Origin of the sequence: Cupriavidus neocaledonicus (assembly GCF_000372525.1) — a bacterium.
In the GTDB taxonomy this organism is placed as follows: Bacteria; Pseudomonadota; Gammaproteobacteria; order Burkholderiales; family Burkholderiaceae; genus Cupriavidus; species Cupriavidus neocaledonicus.
Map to the genome: position 1 here is coordinate 107,297 of NZ_AQUR01000100.1, position 17,891 is coordinate 125,187.

At 68.4% G+C, this 17,891-nt stretch carries 20 protein-coding genes; 7 read left to right on the plus strand and 13 right to left on the minus strand.

Annotation, left to right across the window (positions count from 1 at the left end):
• Positions 1-8 precede the first annotated feature (8 nt).
• Complete coding sequence (locus A3AG_RS0118550) at positions 9-536, minus strand: FKBP-type peptidyl-prolyl cis-trans isomerase (protein ID WP_025582242.1); 528 nt, start codon at positions 534-536, stop codon at positions 9-11.
• An 11-nt stretch (positions 537-547) separates the two neighbouring features.
• Between A3AG_RS0118550 and A3AG_RS0118555 the strand changes: the two genes are divergently transcribed.
• Positions 548-1,753: a cupin domain-containing protein gene (locus A3AG_RS0118555; RefSeq protein WP_026164300.1), complete on the plus strand. Its 1,206-nt coding sequence runs from the start codon at positions 548-550 to the stop codon at positions 1,751-1,753.
• Between the two features lie 198 nt (positions 1,754-1,951).
• Positions 1,952-2,194 (plus strand): hypothetical protein, encoded by a 243-nt coding sequence (locus tag A3AG_RS34570; RefSeq protein ID WP_012352476.1) that lies wholly within the window; start codon positions 1,952-1,954, stop codon positions 2,192-2,194.
• 87 nt (positions 2,195-2,281) lie between these two features.
• Here the strand turns inward: A3AG_RS34570 and A3AG_RS0118560 are convergent, their stop codons facing one another.
• The 7 genes from A3AG_RS0118560 to A3AG_RS0118590 all read right to left on the minus strand — a co-directional run bounded on the left by A3AG_RS0118560 (position 2,282) and on the right by A3AG_RS0118590 (position 8,328).
• Complete coding sequence (locus A3AG_RS0118560; RefSeq protein WP_018006871.1) at positions 2,282-3,070, minus strand: MBL fold metallo-hydrolase; 789 nt, start codon at positions 3,068-3,070, stop codon at positions 2,282-2,284.
• Between the two features lie 67 nt (positions 3,071-3,137).
• A complete protein-coding gene (gene bamC / locus A3AG_RS0118565; protein ID WP_018006872.1) occupies positions 3,138-4,376 on the minus strand; it encodes an outer membrane protein assembly factor BamC in 1,239 nt (412 codons plus the stop codon).
• A gap of 49 nt (positions 4,377-4,425) precedes the next feature.
• Positions 4,426-5,310 carry a 4-hydroxy-tetrahydrodipicolinate synthase gene (dapA, locus tag A3AG_RS0118570; protein ID WP_018006873.1) on the minus strand — a complete coding sequence of 295 codons (885 nt, stop codon included), beginning with the start codon at positions 5,308-5,310 and terminating at the stop codon, positions 4,426-4,428.
• A 137-nt stretch (positions 5,311-5,447) separates the two neighbouring features.
• Entirely contained in the window at positions 5,448-6,035 is a 588-nt protein-coding gene (locus tag A3AG_RS0118575) for a class I SAM-dependent methyltransferase (RefSeq protein WP_018006874.1), read from the minus strand.
• Between the two features lie 11 nt (positions 6,036-6,046).
• Entirely contained in the window at positions 6,047-6,712 is a 666-nt protein-coding gene (locus A3AG_RS0118580; RefSeq protein WP_018006875.1) for a site-2 protease family protein, read from the minus strand.
• A 76-nt stretch (positions 6,713-6,788) separates the two neighbouring features.
• Positions 6,789-7,412 carry an L-threonylcarbamoyladenylate synthase gene (locus tag A3AG_RS0118585; protein WP_018006876.1) on the minus strand — a complete coding sequence of 208 codons (624 nt, stop codon included), beginning with the start codon at positions 7,410-7,412 and terminating at the stop codon, positions 6,789-6,791.
• Positions 7,413-7,482: 70 nt separating this feature from the next.
• Positions 7,483-8,328, minus strand: coding sequence for a 3',5'-nucleoside bisphosphate phosphatase (locus A3AG_RS0118590; protein WP_018006877.1), 846 nt, complete (start codon positions 8,326-8,328; stop codon positions 7,483-7,485).
• 169 nt (positions 8,329-8,497) lie between these two features.
• Here A3AG_RS0118590 and A3AG_RS0118595 point away from each other — a divergent pair, with 169 nt between their 5' ends.
• A complete protein-coding gene (locus A3AG_RS0118595) occupies positions 8,498-9,586 on the plus strand; it encodes an NAD(P)/FAD-dependent oxidoreductase (protein ID WP_018006878.1) in 1,089 nt (362 codons plus the stop codon).
• Between the two features lie 21 nt (positions 9,587-9,607).
• Here A3AG_RS0118595 and A3AG_RS0118600 read toward each other — a convergent pair whose 3' ends face one another.
• Positions 9,608-10,507: an alpha/beta fold hydrolase gene (locus A3AG_RS0118600; RefSeq protein WP_018006879.1), complete on the minus strand. Its 900-nt coding sequence runs from the start codon at positions 10,505-10,507 to the stop codon at positions 9,608-9,610.
• Between the two features lie 158 nt (positions 10,508-10,665).
• Here A3AG_RS0118600 and A3AG_RS0118605 point away from each other — a divergent pair, with 158 nt between their 5' ends.
• Positions 10,666-12,405 carry an acetate--CoA ligase gene (locus A3AG_RS0118605; protein WP_018006880.1) on the plus strand — a complete coding sequence of 580 codons (1,740 nt, stop codon included), beginning with the start codon at positions 10,666-10,668 and terminating at the stop codon, positions 12,403-12,405.
• Here A3AG_RS0118605 and A3AG_RS0118610 read toward each other — a convergent pair.
• Entirely contained in the window at positions 12,402-13,283 is an 882-nt protein-coding gene (locus A3AG_RS0118610; RefSeq protein ID WP_018006881.1) for a ferritin-like domain-containing protein, read from the minus strand. The genes A3AG_RS0118605 and A3AG_RS0118610 overlap by 4 nt on opposite strands.
• 132 nt (positions 13,284-13,415) lie before the next feature.
• Between A3AG_RS0118610 and A3AG_RS0118615 the strand changes: the two genes are divergently transcribed.
• The 3 genes from A3AG_RS0118615 to A3AG_RS0118625 all read left to right on the plus strand — a co-directional run bounded on the left by A3AG_RS0118615 (position 13,416) and on the right by A3AG_RS0118625 (position 15,557).
• Positions 13,416-13,940 carry a gamma carbonic anhydrase family protein gene (locus tag A3AG_RS0118615; RefSeq protein WP_018006882.1) on the plus strand — a complete coding sequence of 175 codons (525 nt, stop codon included), beginning with the start codon at positions 13,416-13,418 and terminating at the stop codon, positions 13,938-13,940.
• Positions 13,941-13,977: 37 nt separating this feature from the next.
• Entirely contained in the window at positions 13,978-14,979 is a 1,002-nt protein-coding gene (hslO, locus tag A3AG_RS0118620) for an Hsp33 family molecular chaperone HslO (RefSeq protein WP_018006883.1), read from the plus strand.
• Positions 14,980-15,134: 155 nt separating this feature from the next.
• Positions 15,135-15,557, plus strand: a complete 423-nt coding sequence (locus tag A3AG_RS0118625) for a hypothetical protein (RefSeq protein WP_018006884.1) — start codon at positions 15,135-15,137, stop codon at positions 15,555-15,557.
• Positions 15,558-15,606: 49 nt separating this feature from the next.
• On the opposite strand, the gene ftsB is transcribed toward A3AG_RS0118625, so the two are convergent.
• From ftsB to A3AG_RS0118640, 3 genes are all read right to left on the minus strand, one after another.
• Positions 15,607-15,948, minus strand: a complete 342-nt coding sequence (gene ftsB / locus A3AG_RS0118630) for a cell division protein FtsB (RefSeq protein ID WP_018006885.1) — start codon at positions 15,946-15,948, stop codon at positions 15,607-15,609.
• Between the two features lie 168 nt (positions 15,949-16,116).
• Entirely contained in the window at positions 16,117-17,406 is a 1,290-nt protein-coding gene (eno, locus tag A3AG_RS0118635; protein WP_018006886.1) for a phosphopyruvate hydratase, read from the minus strand.
• A gap of 118 nt (positions 17,407-17,524) precedes the next feature.
• Entirely contained in the window at positions 17,525-17,818 is a 294-nt protein-coding gene (locus A3AG_RS0118640; RefSeq protein ID WP_018006887.1) for a DUF1330 domain-containing protein, read from the minus strand.
• Positions 17,819-17,891 lie beyond the last annotated feature (73 nt).

A 17,891-nucleotide genomic window follows, 5' to 3' on the forward strand; every position in this document is an offset into this window, starting at 1 on the left:
GCGAACGCTCAGTGCAGCGTGCGCGGGGTGTCGTCGTCCTCGTCTTCATCCACCACTTCAACGCCCGAGGCGCCGTGGGCGTGGCCATGCTCGACTTCCTCGGCGGTGGCTTCGCGCACTTCCGAAACCTTCAGCCAGAAGCGCAGCGCCATGCCGGCCAGCGGATGGTTGCCGTCCAGCACGACCTTGTCCTCGGCCACGTCGGTCACGGTGTAGATGACGGAGTCTTCTTCGTCGCCGTCTTCGGGCATGCCCTCGAACTGCATGCCGACTTCGAGCGGCTCGGGGAAGCGGTTGCGCGGCTCGACCTTGACCAGGTCGGCATCGTAGTCGCCGAACGCGTCTTCCGGCTCCAGCTGCAGCTGGGTCTCGAAGCCGGTGTCATGGCCGTCGAGCGCTTCCTCGATCTTGGGGAACGTGCCATCATAGCCGCCGTGCAAATAGACCATGGCTTCATCTGACTCCTCGATCAGATTGCCTTGCGCGTCCGATAGCTTGTACATCACGGACACCACCGTGTTCTTAGCGATTTTCAATTCTTGACTCCATGAACGATTCCGCATTATACGCGCAGGCCCTGCCCCCTGGCCCCGTCGACCCAGACACTCCGCTCGACCTGCTTGGTGGCATGACGCCTGCTGCATTCATGCGGGATGTCTGGCATCGCAAGCCCTTGCTCATTCGACAGGCGGTGCCGGGAATTGTGCCGCCGGTGTCGCGCGATGCGCTTTTCGATCTCGCCGATCGCGACGATGTCGAATCGCGCCTGGTGACGCACTTCCGCAACCGCTGGAAGCTCGCGCATGGTCCATTTGCGCGCGAAAACCTGCCCGGCGTCAAGACCCGCCAGTGGACCCTGCTGGTGCAAGGCGTCAACCTGCACGATGCCGCCGCGGCGGAACTGATGGGCCGCTTCCGCTTCGTGCCCGACGCCCGCCTCGACGACGTGATGATCAGCTACGCCACCGACGGCGGCGGCGTGGGCCCGCATTTCGATTCCTATGACGTATTCCTGCTGCAAGTCTCGGGCCGGCGCCGCTGGCGCATTTCGTCACAGACCAGTCTCGAGCTGATCCCCGACATGCCGCTGAAGATCCTTGCCGACTTCAGCGCGGAACAGGAATGGGTGCTGGAACCGGGCGACATGCTGTACCTGCCGCCGCAATATGCGCACGATGGTATTGCCGAGGGCGAATGCATGACCTGCTCGATCGGTTTCCGCGCGCCCGCCTATCGCGAATTGGCCGGGCACTTCCTGGCCTGGCTGTCGGAAACGGTGGAAGACAACGAGGACCTGGGCGGCCGTTATGCCGATGCCGGGGAGCGCGCCGCGACGCGTCCCGCGCAATTGCCGGCGGGCATGGCCAGGGCGGTGGCGGAACGGCTTAAGTCACTGCAATGGAACAGCCAGATGGTGTCGGAATTCCTCGGCAGCCATCTGTCCGAGCCCAAGCCTGGCGTTGAATTTGCAGAGGTCGGTGACATGCCGTTGCGCCGTTATGCGACACTGGCGTCCCGGCATGGGGTGGTGCTGGCGCCGGCATCGATTGCGCTTTACGACCGGGCCAATTTCTTCCTGAATGGAGAAGCCTACGAGCCGCCGGCCGAATTGATGCCGTGGCTGAAGAAGCTGGCCGATAATCGGCAACTCAGCGCGCAGGAGGTTGGGACCTGTGCCGAACTGCCCGATCTGATGGAAACATTCCATCACTGGACCCTGGAAGGGTGGCTGCAATTGGGGCCGCGGCTGTAATAATGCGTAACATTGCGAATCAGCAAATTTCGGCGCTACACAAGCCGGGAAAACGCGGATATAATCGTTGGCTGGCTAGTACTGTGGACCACTGCATATGTCGGCACCCGGGAGGGCCTAATTTTGCAGTTCAAGAGCGATAATTACCGGTAATTATTCATCGCCTGTTTTTCGTTATTACAAGTTAAAGGACGAACAATGAAGAAGTCTCTCCTGATCGCATCGCTGCTGGCCGCTGTTGCTCTCGCTGCTTGCGGCAAGAAGGAAGAAGCTGCCGCCCCGGCTGCTGACACGGCTGCTCCGGCTGCTACCGCTCCCGCCGCTGAAGCTTCGGCTCCGGCTGCTGAAGCTCCGGCCGCTCCGGCTGCTGACGCTTCGGCCCCGGCTGCTGACGCCTCGGCTCCGGCTGCTGACGCTTCGGCTCCGGCCGCCAAGCAGTAATCGGTTTTTCACCGATAAAAAAACCGGCCTTCGGGCCGGTTTTTGTTTTTGGGCCGCACCTTCGCGCGGTGCCGGTTGCCACGGGCCTCAGGCCCGCACCGCCTGCCACGCAAGGCCTTCTTCCTGATCCGCCACCAGCACTTCGCTCGGCCTGGCGCCCAGCGCCGCCGCCAGTGCGCCGGTGGCGAGCTCACGCGTGTTGTTCTGCTTGCTCAGATGGGCAGCCACCACGCGGTTCAGCCCGTCATGGGCAACCTGCGCCAGGATGCTGGCCGCCACTTCATTGGCCAGGTGGCCGAAGTCGCCGCCGATGCGCCGCTTGAGCGAGGCCGGATAGACCGAATTGCGCAGCATCTCGCGATCATGGTTGCATTCGAGCACCAGCGCATCCACGCCCGCCAGGCGCGCAGTCACATAGGGCGTCTCCATGCCCGCATCGGTCAGCACGCCCAGCCGGGCCTGCCCGTCCGACAGCACGAACTGCACCGGCTCGCGCGCGTCGTGCGGTACCGTATAGGGCAACACCTGCAGGCCGCCGATGGCGAAGCCATGGTCGGCGCAGCAAACCCGCACGTCGGCGACGTCCGCGCCGCGCAGGTGCGAGGTGGCCAGCCAGGTGCCGTGGCTGGTATAGACCGTCAGGCGATGACGCGCGGCAAAGGCATAGGCCGAACCGACATGGTCGCCATGCTCGTGCGTGACCAGCACGGCATCGAGCTGGTCCGGCGTGACGCCCAGGCGCTCCAGGCGCCGGGCGGTCTCGCGGATGCCGAAGCCGCAGTCCAGCAGCACGCGGGTGGTGGTGGTGTCTTCGCGGGATTCGATCAGCAGCGAGTTGCCCTCGCTGCCGCTGCCGAGGAAGGCGAAGCGCATCATGGCCGCGCCCTCCCCGCCAGGCACCGGGCAGGACGGCCGGCTGGCAAGCCAGCACTCATGCGCCGGCTCAGTGCAGTTGCTCGTCGAGCAGCGACAGGATGCGCTTGCCGACTTCGCCGTTCTCGGGCTGGCCGGCATCGTTGAGCACCGTCACCAGCGTGCCGCTGCCCGTGCCCTTGAGCGAGACGCGGTACTTCTTGGCGGTCTTGGGATCGTCCGGCTTGGTGAACAGCTTGGAGAAGAAGCCGCGGTTGTCGACCGTGTTGCGCGGGTCGACATAGCGCACGAAGTACAGCCCTTGCGCGCGATCGCGGTCTTCGACGGTGAAATTGACGCGGTCCAGCGACAGGCCCACCGAGCGCCAGGCGCGGTCGAACGGCTCGGGGAGCTGCAGCGCCGGGGCGCCGTTGACCTGGGCGAGGTAGGACTTGTTCGGCGTGGCACCGTCGGCGCCGGTCGTGGCACCCGCGGCGGCAGCGGTGCCGGCGGCAGCGCCCGCTGCCGCGGTGGTATTGCCGGCCGGCGTCGGGTTCTTGGCCATGCGGTCGGCCTGCTCCTTCTGCACGCCCAGGCGCTGGGCCAGGCGCGACAGGAACTCGGCCTCCAGCTCGGGATCGGCCGGGCGCGGGGTCCACACCGTGCTCGACTTGTCGATGCCGGTCAGCTGTTCCTGCGCGCCACGGTGGCTGATGAAGACTTCCAGCGTGCCGTTCTGCGCGCGCTCAACGCGAGTGCGGAACTTGTCGCGCTCGGAGGTGGAGTAGAGGCCGTCGAACACCTTGCCGATGGTATTGCGGATGATGTCCTGCGGGATCTTGGCGCGATTCTCGGCCCAGTCGGTTTCCATGATGCCGGTCTCGGGCGAGTCCTGCACCAGCAGGAAACCGCTTTCCTGCCAGAAGCCGCGCAGTTGCTGCCACAGCTGGTCGCCGCGCATGCCGTTGCTGATCACCAGCCAGCGCTGGTTGCCGTCGCGCTCCATGCGGATACCCTGCGCCGACGGCAGCACGTTCTCGGTCGGCGATTGCTCGCGCACCTTGGTGGCCTGGCTGTAAGTCGACAGGGTCGAGGTGCCGTTGGCATCGGGCACCGAATAGCGGCGGTCGCCTTCCAGCTTGGTCAGGTCGGGCGGCACGTCGAGCGTGGGCGTGCGCTTCGAGGCCGACGACTTGTAGTCGATCTTGTCGGGCTGCATGGCCTCGTTGAGGCTGCTGCAGCCGGTCAACACACCGGCAGCAAGCACGGGCACAACCAGGGCGGCGCGGCGGACTTGCGTCGCGCCACGGCGGTTAAGCTTCAGTTTCATTGACACGCAATCCTAGTAGATAAGGCGGACAGCAGGACGCCGCGGAAAATCAGGCCAGCAGGCCGGCGGCGGCCAGTGCCTTGCGTACGTAGTCGTGGTTGCCCTCGGACAGCGGGGTCAGCGGCAGGCGGATACCGCCTGCCATCTTGCCCATCTGCTGGAGCGCCCACTTGACCGGGATCGGATTGGCTTCGATGAACATGGCCTGGTTCAGCCCGATCAGTTCCATATGCAGGCGGCGCGCGGTCACGACGTCGCCCTTCAGTGCCGCCGCGCACATCTCATGCATCTTGCGCGGCGCCACGTTCGCGGTCACCGAGATATTGCCGTGGCCGCCCAGCAGGATCAGCGCCACCGCGGTGGGATCGTCGCCGCTGTAGATGGCGAAGCCTTCCGGCGCGCCCTTGATCAGCTGCGCGGCACGGTCGATATTGCCGGTCGCTTCCTTGACCCCGACGATGCCCGGCACCTGCGCCAGGCGCAGGATGGTCTCGTTGTTCATGTCCGCGACCGTGCGGCCGGGGACGTTGTACAGCAGCACCGGCAGGTCCACCGCCTCGGCGATGGTGCGGAAATGCCGGTACATGCCTTCCTGGGTCGGCTTGTTGTAGTACGGCACCACCTGCAGCGAGGCATCGGCGCCCACCTTCTTGGCGAAGGCGGTCAGCTCGATCGCTTCCTTGGTGGAATTGCCGCCGGTCCCCGCGATGATCGGGATGCGCTTGCCGGCCTGTTCGACGGCAACGCGGATCAGTTCGCAGTGCTCCTCGACGGTCACCGTCGGGGACTCGCCGGTGGTGCCCACGATCACGATGGCGTCGGTGCCTTCGGCAACGTGCCAGTCGACCAGTGCGCGCAGGGCCGGGAAGTCGAGGCTGCCGTCCTCATGCATCGGGGTGACGATGGCAACGATGCTGCCGGTAATCTGTGTCATAACGTTAGGGAATTCGGGATGCGAATAACGGGATTGTACCGGAACCGCAGGCCGCTTCGACCGCCGCCCGGACAGGGGTTGATACCAACTGTTTCAACGCGTGCGGCGCCGTTTGCGCCGACACCGCGGCGCGCCGCTCAGGGATCGAGCCGGTAGCGTGGCGGCGCGTCCGCACCGGCCGCCGGCGCCGCCTCGCGCACCGCACACAGGCGCTGTACGAAGGCTGTTTTCGGCACTTCCAGCACGCCGTCCTCGTAGGCCACCACGCGCAGTCCATGGTCGCGCGCGACCTCGAGCAGTTCGCCCGGGCGCAGCAGGAAATCCGGCCGCGACGGCTTGCCGACGGTCTCGTTGCCGGCGGCGAAGGTTTCGTAGAGCCAGTATCCGCCCGGCGCCAGCGCGGCCGCCAGGTGCGGCCACAGCGGCCGGTGCAGGTAATTGGTGACGACGATGGCGTCGAACGGCGCCTCGCCGGCCAGCGGCCAGCCACCCTGCTCCAGGTCGGCCACGCGCCCGATCACGCCGGGCAGGCCGGCGGGCAGCCCGGCGATGGCGTCGGCATCGCGGTCGACCGCCAGCACCTGGTGGCCGCGCGCGGCCAGCCAGGCGGCATGGCGGCCGCCGCCGCAGGCCAGGTCCAGCACCCGCGCGCCCGGGCGCAGCAGGTGGGCCCAGCGCGTGACCCAGGCAGAGGGGGCGGCAATGCCGGCGTGCGACAGCGTCATGGCGGCCCCGGTCAATTGAGCAACAGCACGATCGGGCGCAGCAGCAACTCGATCAGGGACATCAGCACATTGACCACCGGCGTCATCCAGATGGTGGTGATCACCCCCGCGGCCACCAGCGCCAGCACCACGAAGATGCCGTACGGCTCGATGCGCGCCACCGCGCGCGCAATGCCCTGCGGCAGCAGCGCGGTCAGCACGCGCCCGCCATCCAGCGGCGGCACCGGAAACAGGTTGAAGGCCGCCACCACCAGGTTGACGCGCACGCCGGCCAGCGCCATCTCGCCGAAAAACGGCTCGCGCACGCCGCCCCAGGTCAGGCCGATCGCCAGCAGCACCCAGACGAAGGCCTGCACCACGTTGCTGGCCGGGCCCGCCAGCGCCACCCACATGCCATGCCAGCGCGGGTTGCGCAGGCGCTCGAACACCACCGGCACGGGCTTGGCGTAGCCGAACACGAACTGGCCGCTGGTCATGATGTACAGCAGCAGCGGCACGGCGATGGTGCCGATCGGGTCGATATGGCGGATCGGGTTCAGGCTGACGCGCCCGAGGGCATAGGCCGTGCTGTCGCCGAACAGCTTGGCCACGTAGCCGTGCGAGGCCTCGTGCAGCGTGATGGCGAACAACACCGGCAGGGCATAGACCGCGAAGGTCTGGATAAGGGAGGAATCCATGAGCGCTATTGTAGCGGCCCGCCGGCACCCGGGCGCACGCTGATGCACCCGAGCGAAAGCGCGGCGGCGCCGCGTGTCAGAGGCCGAAGCGGGCGATGTCGCCGCGGCCGGCGCGGACCAGTTCGGGCTCGCCGCCGGTCAGGTCGATCACCGTGGTCGGCTGCGCGGGGGCCGGCCCGCCGTCCACCACGAGGTCGAGCTGTTTTTCCAGCCGCGCCCGGATCTGCGCCGGATCGTTGAGCGGTGCCTCGTCCCCCGGCAGCTGCAGCGTCGCCGAGAGCAGCGGCTCGCCGGTCTCGCCCAGCAGCGCCAGCGGGATGGCATGGTCGGGCACGCGCACGCCGATGGTCTTGCGTGCCGGGTGCGACAGCCGCCGCGGCACTTCCTTGGTCGCCTCCAGGATGAATACGTACGGGCCCGGCGTGGCGCCCTTGAGCCAGCGGTACTGGCGGTTGTCGACGCGGGCAAAGTTGCCGAGCTCGGACAGGTCGCGGCACATCAGGGTCAGGTGGTGGCGGTCGTCGATGCCGCGCAGCCGGCGCAGGCGCTCGACCGCGGCCTTGTCGTCGAGCCGGCACGCCAGCGCATAGCTCGAGTCGGTCGGCAGCGCGACCAGCCCGCCCTTCTGCAGGATCTGGGCCGCCTGCTTGAGCAGGCGCGACTGCGGGTTGAGCGGATGGATCTCGAAGTACTGGGACATGGGCCAGGGAGCGGAGTCGGATGGAACGGAGCGGCATCCGGGGCTGGCCCCGGCAAAAGAAAGGGAGCGCCTACCAGTCGTGCCAGACCGGCGTGACCGTGGACGGCAGCGGCGGCAGCGTGCCGAGCTCCACCCGGCCCTCGCCGGGGCCGTGGAAGTCCGTGCCGCGCGAAGCCAGCAGGCCGTAGTGCCGCGCCACCTCGGCGTAGCGCCGGTACTGGTCGGGGGTATGGCTGCCGGTCACCACCTCGACAGCGCCGCCGCCCAGCGCCGTGAATTCATCGAACAGCGCGTCGTGCTGGGTGTCGGTGTAGTGATAGCGGCCCGGGTGCGCCATCACCGCGATGCCGCCGGCGGTGCGGATCCAGCCCACCGCTTCGGCCAGGCTGGCCCAGCGGTGGCCGACATAGCCGGGGCGGCCTTCCGACAGGTATTCGCTGAAGACATCGCCAATGCTGGCGCAACGTCCCTGGTCGACCAGCCAGCGTGCGAAATGCGTGCGCGAGATCAGGTCCGGGTTGCCCACGTACTGCAGGGCCCCTTCATAGGCACCGTCGATGCCCACCCTGGCCAGCGCATCGGCGATATCGCGCGCACGCCGCGCGCGGCCCGAGCGGGTCTCGGTCAGGCCATCGATCAGTTCCGGGCAGAACGGGTCGATCTGCAGCCCGACGATATGCACGGTCTGCCCGGCCCAGGTCACCGAGATCTCGACGCCCGGCACATAGCGCATGCCGAATTCCTCGGCGGCGGCGCGTGCCTCGGCCTGCCCGCCCAGCTCGTCGTGGTCGGTCAGCGCCCAGAATGCAACCCCCGCGTCGCGGGCGATCTGCGCCACGGCGCGCGGCGCGAGCGTGCCGTCGGAAACGGTGGAATGGCAATGCAGGTCGGCATTGATGGCGTGGGCGTTTTGCATGGTGGCAATTCTACTCCCGTCGCCCCTGGCCTGCGCGGCGCCGCCGCCCCCGGCCGGCCGGGCAAAGCCATGCCGGCAACGCTGGCGTCGGCGGAATGCCGCCGGCTGCGGGGTATAGTCGGGCTTTGCATCGTCGATTCGCGGGCACCGGGCGTGCCTGCCATGCCCCATGTCCACCGCTACCCCAGCCACCGCTCCCGCCCCGGTCACCACCACCGATGTCCTGATCGTCGGTGCCGGCCCGGTCGGCCTGTTCGCCGCGTTCCAGGCCGGCGTGCTCGGCCTGAAATGTGAACTGATCGATGTGCTCGACCGCGCCGGCGGCCAGTGCACCGAGCTCTATCCCGAAAAGCCGATCTACGACATTCCCGCGGTGCCGGGATGCCTGGCGCAGGACCTGGTAGACCGGCTGCTGGAGCAATGCGCTCCTTTTGACTTCCCGATGCACTTCGGCCAGCGCGCCGAAAGCGTCGCCGAAACCCCGGCGCCGACGGCACCGGCAGGCCACGCCGGGCACGAACGCCTGCTGGTGACGACCGACGGCGGCAAGCGCTTCGATGTCGCAGCGGTGCTGATCTGCGCCGGCGCGGGCGCGTTCGCGCCGCAGCGCGTGTCGCTGCCCGAGGCACCGGCGCTGGAAGGCCGCCACGTGCACTACGCCGTGCGCGACGTGTCGCACTTCGCCGGCAAGCGCGTGGTCGTCGCCGGCGGCGGCGACTCGGCGCTGGACTGGGCGCTGGCGCTGCGCAAGGTTGCCGCGCGCGTGACGCTGTTGCACCGGCGCGAGGGCTTCCGCGCCGCGGACGGCACCGTCGCCGAGATGCGCCGCGCGGTGGCCGACGGCGAGATGGATTTCGTGGTCGGCATGCTGGGCGCCCTGCGCACCGGCGGTGCGGACGGCGGCCTCAGCGAAGTCGAAGTGCGGACCCGGGACGGCAGCACCATGCTGCCAGCCGAGGAACTGGTGGCGCTCTACGGCCTGGTGTCCGAGCCCGGCCCGATCGCGCAGTGGGACCTGGACATGCGCGCCGGCCGCATCCTGGTCGACACCACCACCTATGAAAGCTCGCGCCGCGGCATCTTCGCCGCCGGCGATATCGCGTTCTACCCCAACAAGCAGAAGCTGATCCTGTCAGGGTTCCACGAGGCCGCGCTCGCGCTGCGCAAGGCCTACCACTACGCCTTCCCGGAAAAGGCGCTGGTGCATGTGCACACCAGCAACAACGCCGCGCTGAAGGAAAAGCTCACGCACGCCTGAAGCCCGCCGCATGCGCCGGTATCACCTGCCGGCGCAGAACGATTCCACCAGCTCCGCCACGGCGGCGGGCTGGTCGTGGTGCAGCATGTGGCCGGCGTCCTCCACCACCGCCTCGCGGAAGTCGCGGAAGGCGCGGAAGCGCTGCCGGAATTCATCGATGGCCTGCTTGTGGGCGATATGGCGCAGCGTCTCCGAATCGCGCGCTTCCACGTGCAATACCGGCGCGGTGACCTGCTCCCACACCGCCATCACTTCATCGAGCCGGTACAGCATCGGGTTGACCAGCTTGTGCGCGGGATCGCCCAGGATCTCCCAGCGGCCCTCGGCGTTGCGGCGCGACCAGTGCGCGGCCAGGAACGCGGCGCGTTCGTCCGGCAGGCGCGGATTGGTCTTCTGCAGGCGTGCGGCGACGCCGTCGAGGCTGTCATAGGTCTTCAGCTCGGTGCCGGCGCGCACCTCGTCGAGCCAGCGCGCGTAGCGCCGGGGCGCCTGCTCCGGCCGCGTCGCGGTCATGCCGAAGCCCTCCAGGTCCACCACGCGGCGCACGCGCTGCGGGCGGATGCCGGCATACAGGCAGATCACGTTGGCGCCCATGCTGTGGCCGACCAGGTCGACCTGCCCTTCAGGCGCATAGTGGTCGAGCAGGGCCTCGAGGTCGGCAATGTAGTCGGCAAACCAGTACGACTGCGTGCCGGGGTAGCGCGTGGGCCAGTCGGTCGCGCCGAAGCCGCGCCAGTCGGGTGCGATCACATGCCAGTCGCCGCGCAGGTGGTCTACCAGGAACTGGAACGACGCGGCCACGTCCATCCAGCCATGCAGCATGAACAGCTTGCGCGCGCCGGGCGTGCCCCAGTGGCGCACGTGGTAGCGCAGCCCGCGCACCGTGATAAATTCAGACCGCGAGGTTTCCTTGATTGTCATTGTCTCCACCCTTGCGTCGGGATCTTTCCCGCCGCGGGGGTTGGCGAGGAAGCCACGACAAAATAGAACGATCGTTCGCTTGTGCGCATTATAGCGGCAGCGGCCGCCAGCGCCGCGGGCCGCTTGCGGGTGCACGGGCGGAACCAATGGAGACCCGAATGGCCGCAGCTGCGTTGCCGGCAAGCCGGCGCGACGACTACCGCGCCCTGTACGAATCGTTCCGCTGGGAGATTCCGGCCCAGTTCAACATCGCCGAAGCCTGCTGCGGCCGCTGGGCCCGCGACCCCGCCAGCATGGACCGCATCGCGGTCTATACCGAGCACGAGGACGGCCGCCGCAACGCGCACAGCTTTGCCTACATCCAGGCCGAGGCCAACCGCTTGTCGGCGGCGCTGCGCGCGCTGGGCGTGGCGCGCGGCGACCGCGTGGCGATCGTGATGCCGCAGCGCATCGAGACCGTGATCGCGCATATGGCGATCTACCAGCTGGGCGCCATCGCCATGCCGCTGTCGATGCTGTTCGGGCCGGAGGCGCTGGCCTACCGCATCGCGCACAGCGAAGCCGGCGTGGCAATCGCCGACGAGACCTCGATCGACAACCTGCTGGCGGCGCGCCCGGAATGCCCGACGCTGGCCACCGTGATCGCCGCCGGCGACGCGCGCAGCCGCGGTGACCACGACTGGGACCTGCTGCTCGCGGCGCAGCTGCCGACCTTCGTCGCCGAGCAGACCAAGTCCGACGAAGCCGCGGTGCTGATCTACACCAGCGGCACCACCGGCCCGCCCAAGGGCGCGCTGATCCCGCACCGCGCGCTGATCGGCAACCTGACCGGCTTCGTCTGCTCGCAGAACTGGTATCCGCAGCACGACGACGTATTCTGGAGCCCGGCCGACTGGGCCTGGACCGGCGGCCTGTGGGACGCACTGATGCCGGCGCTGTACTTCGGCAAGCCGATCGTCGGCTACCAGGGGCGCTTCTCCGCCGAGCGTGCCTTCGAGCTGATGGAGCGCTACGCCGTCACCAACACCTTCCTGTTCCCGACCGCGCTCAAGCAGATGATGAAGGCCTGCCCCGAGCCGCGCCGGCACTACGACATCCGCCTGCGCGCGCTGATGAGCGCCGGCGAGGCGGTGGGCGAGACCGTGTTCGGCTGGTGCCGCGATGCGCTGGGCGTGCTCGTCAACGAGATGTTCGGCCAGACCGAGATCAACTACATCGTCGGCAACTGCACCGCGCAGAACGACGACGCACGGCTGGGCTGGCCGGCCCGCCCGGGTTCGATGGGACGCCCCTACCCCGGCCACCGCGTGCAGGTGATCGACGACGAAGGCCGCCCCTGCGCGCCAGGCGAGGACGGCGAGGTGGCGGTGTGCGCCACCGACAGCGCCGGGCATCCGGACCCGGTGTTCTTCCTCGGCTACTGGAAGAACGACGCCGCCACCGCGGGCAAGTACACCGAGCGCGACGGCCTGCGCTGGTGCCGCACCGGCGACCTGGCGCGCATCGATGCCGACGGCTACCTGTGGTACCAGGGGCGCGCCGACGATGTGTTCAAGTCGTCGGGCTACCGCATCGGGCCGAGCGAGATCGAGAACTGCCTGCTCAAGCATCCGGCGGTGTCCAACTGCGCCGTGGTGCCGTCGCCCGATCCCGAGCGCGGCGCGGTGGTCAAGGCCTTCGTGGTGCTGACGCCGTCGGTGGCGCGTTCGTTCGACGGCGACGCGGCGCTGGTCGCGGAACTGCAGGCCCACGTGCGCGGCCAGCTGGCGCCGTACGAATATCCGAAGGCGATCGAATTCATCGACCAGTTGCCGATGACCACCACCGGCAAGATCCAGCGGCGGGTGTTGCGGCTGCTGGAAGAGGAGCGCGCCGCCGGGCGCCTCCGCTCGGCCTAGCCGGCCGAGGCCTCCAGCCAGGCCAGCTCGTCCTCGTCGAAGCCCGCGGCGCGGCGCGCCTCGAGGTTGAACGGGCCGCGCAGCTTCGGCGCGCGGTACCGTTCGGCCAGCTGCGCGTAGGTGGCGACGGGATCCAGCCCGCGCTGCGCGCACAGCCAGCGGTACCAATGGTTGCCGATGGCGACGTGGCCGACCTCGTCGCGCAGGATGATGTCGATGATGGCCGCGGCGGCATGGTCGCCGGCGCCGGCCAGCCGGGCGCGCACCGGCGGCGAGGCATCGAGCCCGCGCGCCTCGAGCGTGCGCGGCACCAGCGCCATGCGCGCGAGCACGTCGCCGGCGGTCTTGTCGGTCATCTCCCACAGGCTGTTGTGGGCCGGGAAATCGCCGTAGGCTGCGCCGAGCGTGCCGAGGTGGTCGGCCAGCAGCGTGAAGTGGTAAGCCTCTTCATCGGCCACGCGCAGCCAGTCGCGGTAATACGCGGGCGGCATGCCGGCAAAGCGCCAGGCCGCGTCCAGCGCCAGGTTGATGGCATTGAATTCGATATGGCACAGCGCATGGATCATCGCCGCGCGCCCGGCCGGGGTCTGCAGCGAGCGGCGCCGCTCGACGTGCTGGGGCGTCACCAGCAGCGGCCGTGCCGGCCGACCGGGGATGTCGTGGGCGGCCTCGGCATGGATCGCCTCGCCGGCGCCTAGGGCGGCATCGGGCAGCGTCATCACGTGCCGATAAAGTGCGCGTGCCGCCACGGCCTTGTCGCGCGGATCCGCCTGGCACAGCACCGCCAGCGCCCGGCGGCGTGGCGAAGGTGAAGGATCAGGCGGCGCGGCGGCGGGTGTTTTTTCTGGCATGGGCGTAAAATCCGGGTCTGCCGCCATTGTAGGGCCTGGCCGGCGCCCGCCTGCAGCGCCAGCCGCGCCGCCTGGGCGCCGGGCTGTTCCCCCGCGCTGGCCCTTTAAAGTCCGGCGGCAACCCCCACTTCAACAAAAGCCATTCGTGCAGGAGACCTCATGGCGCTTTACCAGCTCGGCGACGTCAAGCCCAGTATCGACAGCGAAGCCTACGTGGCCCCCGAAGCCACCATCATCGGCAACGTGACCCTCAAGTCCCGCGCCAGCGCCTGGCCCGGTGTCGTGATCCGCGGGGACAACGAGCCGATCGTGGTCGGCGCGGACACCAACATCCAGGAAGGTTCGGTGCTGCATACCGACCCGGGTTGCCCGCTGACGCTGGGCGACAAGGTCTCGATCGGCCACCAGGCCATGCTGCACGGGTGCACCGTGGGCGAAGGCTCGCTGATCGGGATCCAGGCCGTGGTGCTCAACCGTGCCGTGATCGGCAAGGAATGCCTGGTGGGCGCCGGCGCCGTGGTGACCGAGGGCAAGGTCTTCCCGGACCGCTCGCTGATCCTGGGCGCGCCCGCCAAGGTGGTGCGCCAGCTGACCGATGCCGACGTCGCCAACCTGTACCGCAACGCCGAGACCTACGCCACGCGGCAGGCCCTGTACAAGCAACAGCTCAAGCGGATCGGCTGACGACCGCCGAGCGACTACTGAAACCCGACCGATTATTGTGACCGATACCACCACCCCCGACACCCTGCAGAAGTTCCTGTTCGACGCGGCCCCCGTGCGCGGCGAGCTGGTGCGCATGGAAGCTACCTGGCAAGAAGTGCTCGGCCGCCACAGCTACCCTGCCCCGGTGCGCCGGCTGCTGGGCGAGATGATGGCCGCCGCGGCGCTGCTGTCGGCCAACCTGAAGTTCAACGGGGCGCTGGTGATGCAGCTGCACGGCGACGGCCCGGTGCGCATGCTGGTGGTGGAATGCCTGTCCGACCTGTCGATGCGCGCCACCGCCAAGCTGGCCGAGGGCGCGCAACTGGCCGACGACGCCACGCTGGCGCAGATGGTCAACGCCCACGGCCACGGCCGCTTTGCCATCACGCTGGATCCGAAGGACAAGCTGCCGGGCCAGCAGCCGTACCAGGGCATCGTGCCGCTGGCCGACGCGCACGGGCCGCTGGGCTCGATCAGCGCCGTGCTGGAGCACTACATGCAGGCCTCCGAGCAGCTCGACACGCGCCTGTGGCTGGCCGCCGACGACCATGTCGCCGCCGGCATGCTGCTGCAGAAGCTGCCGGCCTACGGCGGCACCGCCGAAGTCGGCGAGACCGGCGCGCCGCTGGCCAGCCACGCCAGGGCGCAGGACCTCGATACCTGGGACCGCGCGGTGCAGCTGGGCACCACGCTGAAGGCCGAGGAACTGCTGGCCGAGACGCCGGACACGCTGCTGCGCCGCCTGTTCTGGGAAGACCTGCAGGACGCCGGCCTGCGCGTGTTTGAGCCGCTGACGCCGCATTTTTACTGCAGCTGCTCGCGCCCGAAGGTGGCCGGCATGCTGCAGTCGCTGGGCCAGGCGGAGATCGAGAGCATCATCGCCGAGCGCGGCCATGTCGAAATCCACTGCGACTTCTGCGGCCAGCGCTATGAGTTCGACCCGGTCGACTGCGCGCAGCTGTTCTCGGCCACGCCGGTCGCCACCGGCGCCGGCGCCGGGGCAACCCAGCACCACTGATCCGCCCCCGGGCAGCGCCTGCGTGCGCTGCCGCACCAGAGCGGGCGATGCGGCCGCCCGACGGGCGGCGGCGCGGAAACATCGGCCTTGCGGCCGGGTCCAACGGCTGTACGATGGCAGCATGCAGCTGCCCAACAGCGAGCCCGAGAACCGCCATGTCCGCCCGAGCCAACCCTCCCCTGCCTGACCCCGCATCCCGCAGCCGGCATCCGCGGCGGGGCGCAATCGCCTGCGCCGCGCTCGGCGCGCTGGTGCTGGCTGCCGGTTGCGTGCAGATCCCGCGCGATGCCAATGGCTCGCCGCCTACCGCGCGGCTGGCCCCCAACGCCATACCGCCGGCACCACTGAACGCCGAAGACAGGCAGAAACTCGATGAGCTGAACCAGCAGGTGCTGCGCGACCAGGCCGCCGCGATTGCGCTGGACCAGCAGGCCGCGGCCGCGCGCGCGGCGTATGCCTATCCCAACACCAGCTGGAACCTGTTTTACGGCGGATGGGGCGGCGGCCACTGGGGCGGCGGCGTCAGCGTCGGCATGCCGGGCTGGGGCTGGGGCGGCTATCCGTACGGCTGGTGGTGAGATCGCTGCGGCGGCTTGAAGCAAGCCGCCGGCAGTCACGGTGAATGGCCTAGTGGCCGCCCCGGCCGGCGACCGAATTCGGCGGCGGCGGCAACGGCGGCGTGGCGCTGACCTTGGGCGCGGGCGCGACGAACTGCACGAAGACCTCGCCCTCGCGCACCATGCCCAGCTCATAGCGGGCGCGTTCCTCGATCGCGCCGGTGCCGTCCTGCAGGTCGGCCACTTCCCCTTCCAGCTTGGCGTTGCGCAGCTTGAGCGTCTGGTTGCGGGTGCCCTGCTCGGTCAGCTGGCGGTTCAGGTCCCACACGCGCAGCCAGCCGCCCTTGCCGAGCCAGAGTGGGTACTGGATGGCAAGCAGCAGTACGAACAACAGCAGCGAAATCAGGCGCATGAAAGGTGGCGGACAGGAATTTCCGCACAATGATCTGCGAACTCCGCCTGGAAGGCAATTGCCAGGCAGATTTCGATACAAAAACGGCGGCGGCCGGGTAGTCCCGGCCGCCGCCATGCCATTCGCCCGCGGCCGCTCCCGCTGGCGCGGGAACGACCCGGCAAGCTATCAGCGCAGGTTGTAGAACGCGCTCTTGCCCGGGTAGCTGGCGATATCGCCCAGGTCTTCCTCGATGCGCAGCAGCTGGTTGTACTTGGCGATGCGGTCCGAGCGCGACAGCGAGCCGGTCTTGATCTGGCCGGCGTTGGTGCCCACGGCGATGTCGGCAATGGTGCTGTCCTCGGTTTCGCCCGAGCGGTGCGAGATCACGGCGGTGTAGCCGGCGCGCTTGGCCATCTCGATGGCGGCGAAGGTCTCGGTCAGGGTGCCGATCTGGTTGATCTTGATCAGGATCGAGTTGCCGATGCCCTTCTCGATGCCTTCCTTCAGGATCTTGGTGTTGGTGACGAACAGGTCGTCGCCGACCAGCTGCACGCGCGTGCCCAGCTTTTCGGTCAGGGTCTTCCAGCCGTCCCAGTCGCCCTCGGCCATGCCGTCCTCGATCGACACGATCGGGAACTTGTCGCACAGGTTGGCCAGATAGTCGGCGAACTGGGTCGAGCTCAGCTTCAGGCCTTCGCCTTCGAGCTGGTACACGCCTTCGGCCTCGTGGTAGAACTCGCTGGCGGCGCAGTCCAGCGCCAGCAGCACGTCCTCACCGGCGCGGTAGCCGGCCTTCTCGATGGCCTGCACCACGGTGTTCAGGCATTCCTCGTTGGAGGAGAAGTTGGGGGCGAAGCCACCTTCGTCGCCCACCGCGGTGGACATGCCCTTGTCGGCCAGGATCTTCTTCAGCGCGTGGAAGATCTCGGCGCCGCAGCGCAGCGCTTCGCGGAAGCTGGTCGCCGACACCGGCATGATCATGAATTCCTGGATGTCCAGGCTGTTGTTGGCGTGCGCGCCGCCATTGACGATATTCATCATCGGCACCGGCAGCTGCATCGCGCCCGAACCGCCGAAGTAGCGGTACAGCGGCAGGCCGGCCTCTTCGGCTGCAGCCTTGGCCACCGCCATCGACACCGCCAGCATGGCATTGGCGCCCAGGCGGCTCTTGTTCTCGGTGCCGTCGAGGTCGATCAGGGTGCGGTCCAGGAAGGCCTGCTCGGAGGCGTCCAGGCCCATGATGGCTTCGGAGATCTCGGTGTTGATATGCTCGACCGCCTTCAGCACGCCCTTGCCCAGGTAGCGGCCCTTGTCGCCGTCGCGCAGCTCGATGGCCTCGCGCGAACCGGTCGACGCGCCCGACGGCACCGCGGCGCGGCCCATCACGCCGGATTCCAGCAGCACGTCGCACTCGACCGTGGGATTGCCGCGCGAGTCGAGAACCTCGCGACCGATGATATCTACGATTGCACTCATGAATTCCTCTCTGACTGTTGATTCTTGCTGCTGCTGATCACTTCAACCTGCGCGTGTGTCAGGCGCATGTCATGTGCGCCGGCGCGGCGCGCATCGCGGCTGCCTGGCGCCTGCCGGCTCAGGCAACGCCTTCGACCACGATCATGTTCATCTTCGCCGCATGCTCGCGCGACTTGCGCGCGGCGCGGTAGGCCTCGCCGTCGTGGAAGGCCCTGGCGGCGTCGTAGCTGGGGAATTTCAGCACCACCACGCGCGTCGGCGCCCACTCGCCCTCGAGCGGCTCGATCTTGCCGCCGCGCACCAGCACCTCGGCGCCATGCACCTGCATGGCCTTGCTCGAAAGCACCTTGTATTCCTCGTACTGCTGGGGGTCGGTCACGTCGACGTAGGCGATGATAAAGCCCGCGGCCATGGAGAATCTCCCGATTTTTTGTATTGTCTTTCGATATGGTTTGTCACCGCCGGCGTCCGCGAGCGGCGCGGCG

Coding starts and splice junctions, on each gene's coding strand:
- A3AG_RS0118555 (WP_026164300.1), top strand. CDS start 548: ATGAACGATTCCGCATTATACGCGCAGGCCCTGCCCCCTGGCCCCGTC.
- A3AG_RS34570 (WP_012352476.1), top strand. CDS start 1,952: ATGAAGAAGTCTCTCCTGATCGCATCGCTGCTGGCCGCTGTTGCTCTC.
- A3AG_RS0118560 (WP_018006871.1), bottom strand. CDS start 3,070: ATGATGCGCTTCGCCTTCCTCGGCAGCGGCAGCGAGGGCAACTCGCTG.
- bamC (WP_018006872.1), bottom strand. CDS start 4,376: ATGAAACTGAAGCTTAACCGCCGTGGCGCGACGCAAGTCCGCCGCGCC.
- dapA (WP_018006873.1), bottom strand. CDS start 5,310: ATGACACAGATTACCGGCAGCATCGTTGCCATCGTCACCCCGATGCAT.
- A3AG_RS0118575 (WP_018006874.1), bottom strand. CDS start 6,035: ATGACGCTGTCGCACGCCGGCATTGCCGCCCCCTCTGCCTGGGTCACG.
- A3AG_RS0118580 (WP_018006875.1), bottom strand. CDS start 6,712: ATGGATTCCTCCCTTATCCAGACCTTCGCGGTCTATGCCCTGCCGGTG.
- A3AG_RS0118585 (WP_018006876.1), bottom strand. CDS start 7,412: ATGTCCCAGTACTTCGAGATCCATCCGCTCAACCCGCAGTCGCGCCTG.
- A3AG_RS0118590 (WP_018006877.1), bottom strand. CDS start 8,328: ATGCAAAACGCCCACGCCATCAATGCCGACCTGCATTGCCATTCCACC.
- A3AG_RS0118595 (WP_018006878.1), top strand. CDS start 8,498: ATGTCCACCGCTACCCCAGCCACCGCTCCCGCCCCGGTCACCACCACC.
- A3AG_RS0118600 (WP_018006879.1), bottom strand. CDS start 10,507: ATGACAATCAAGGAAACCTCGCGGTCTGAATTTATCACGGTGCGCGGG.
- A3AG_RS0118605 (WP_018006880.1), top strand. CDS start 10,666: ATGGCCGCAGCTGCGTTGCCGGCAAGCCGGCGCGACGACTACCGCGCC.
- A3AG_RS0118610 (WP_018006881.1), bottom strand. CDS start 13,283: ATGGCGGCAGACCCGGATTTTACGCCCATGCCAGAAAAAACACCCGCC.
- A3AG_RS0118615 (WP_018006882.1), top strand. CDS start 13,416: ATGGCGCTTTACCAGCTCGGCGACGTCAAGCCCAGTATCGACAGCGAA.
- A3AG_RS0118625 (WP_018006884.1), top strand. CDS start 15,135: ATGTCCGCCCGAGCCAACCCTCCCCTGCCTGACCCCGCATCCCGCAGC.
- ftsB (WP_018006885.1), bottom strand. CDS start 15,948: ATGCGCCTGATTTCGCTGCTGTTGTTCGTACTGCTGCTTGCCATCCAG.
- eno (WP_018006886.1), bottom strand. CDS start 17,406: ATGAGTGCAATCGTAGATATCATCGGTCGCGAGGTTCTCGACTCGCGC.
- A3AG_RS0118640 (WP_018006887.1), bottom strand. CDS start 17,818: ATGGCCGCGGGCTTTATCATCGCCTACGTCGACGTGACCGACCCCCAG.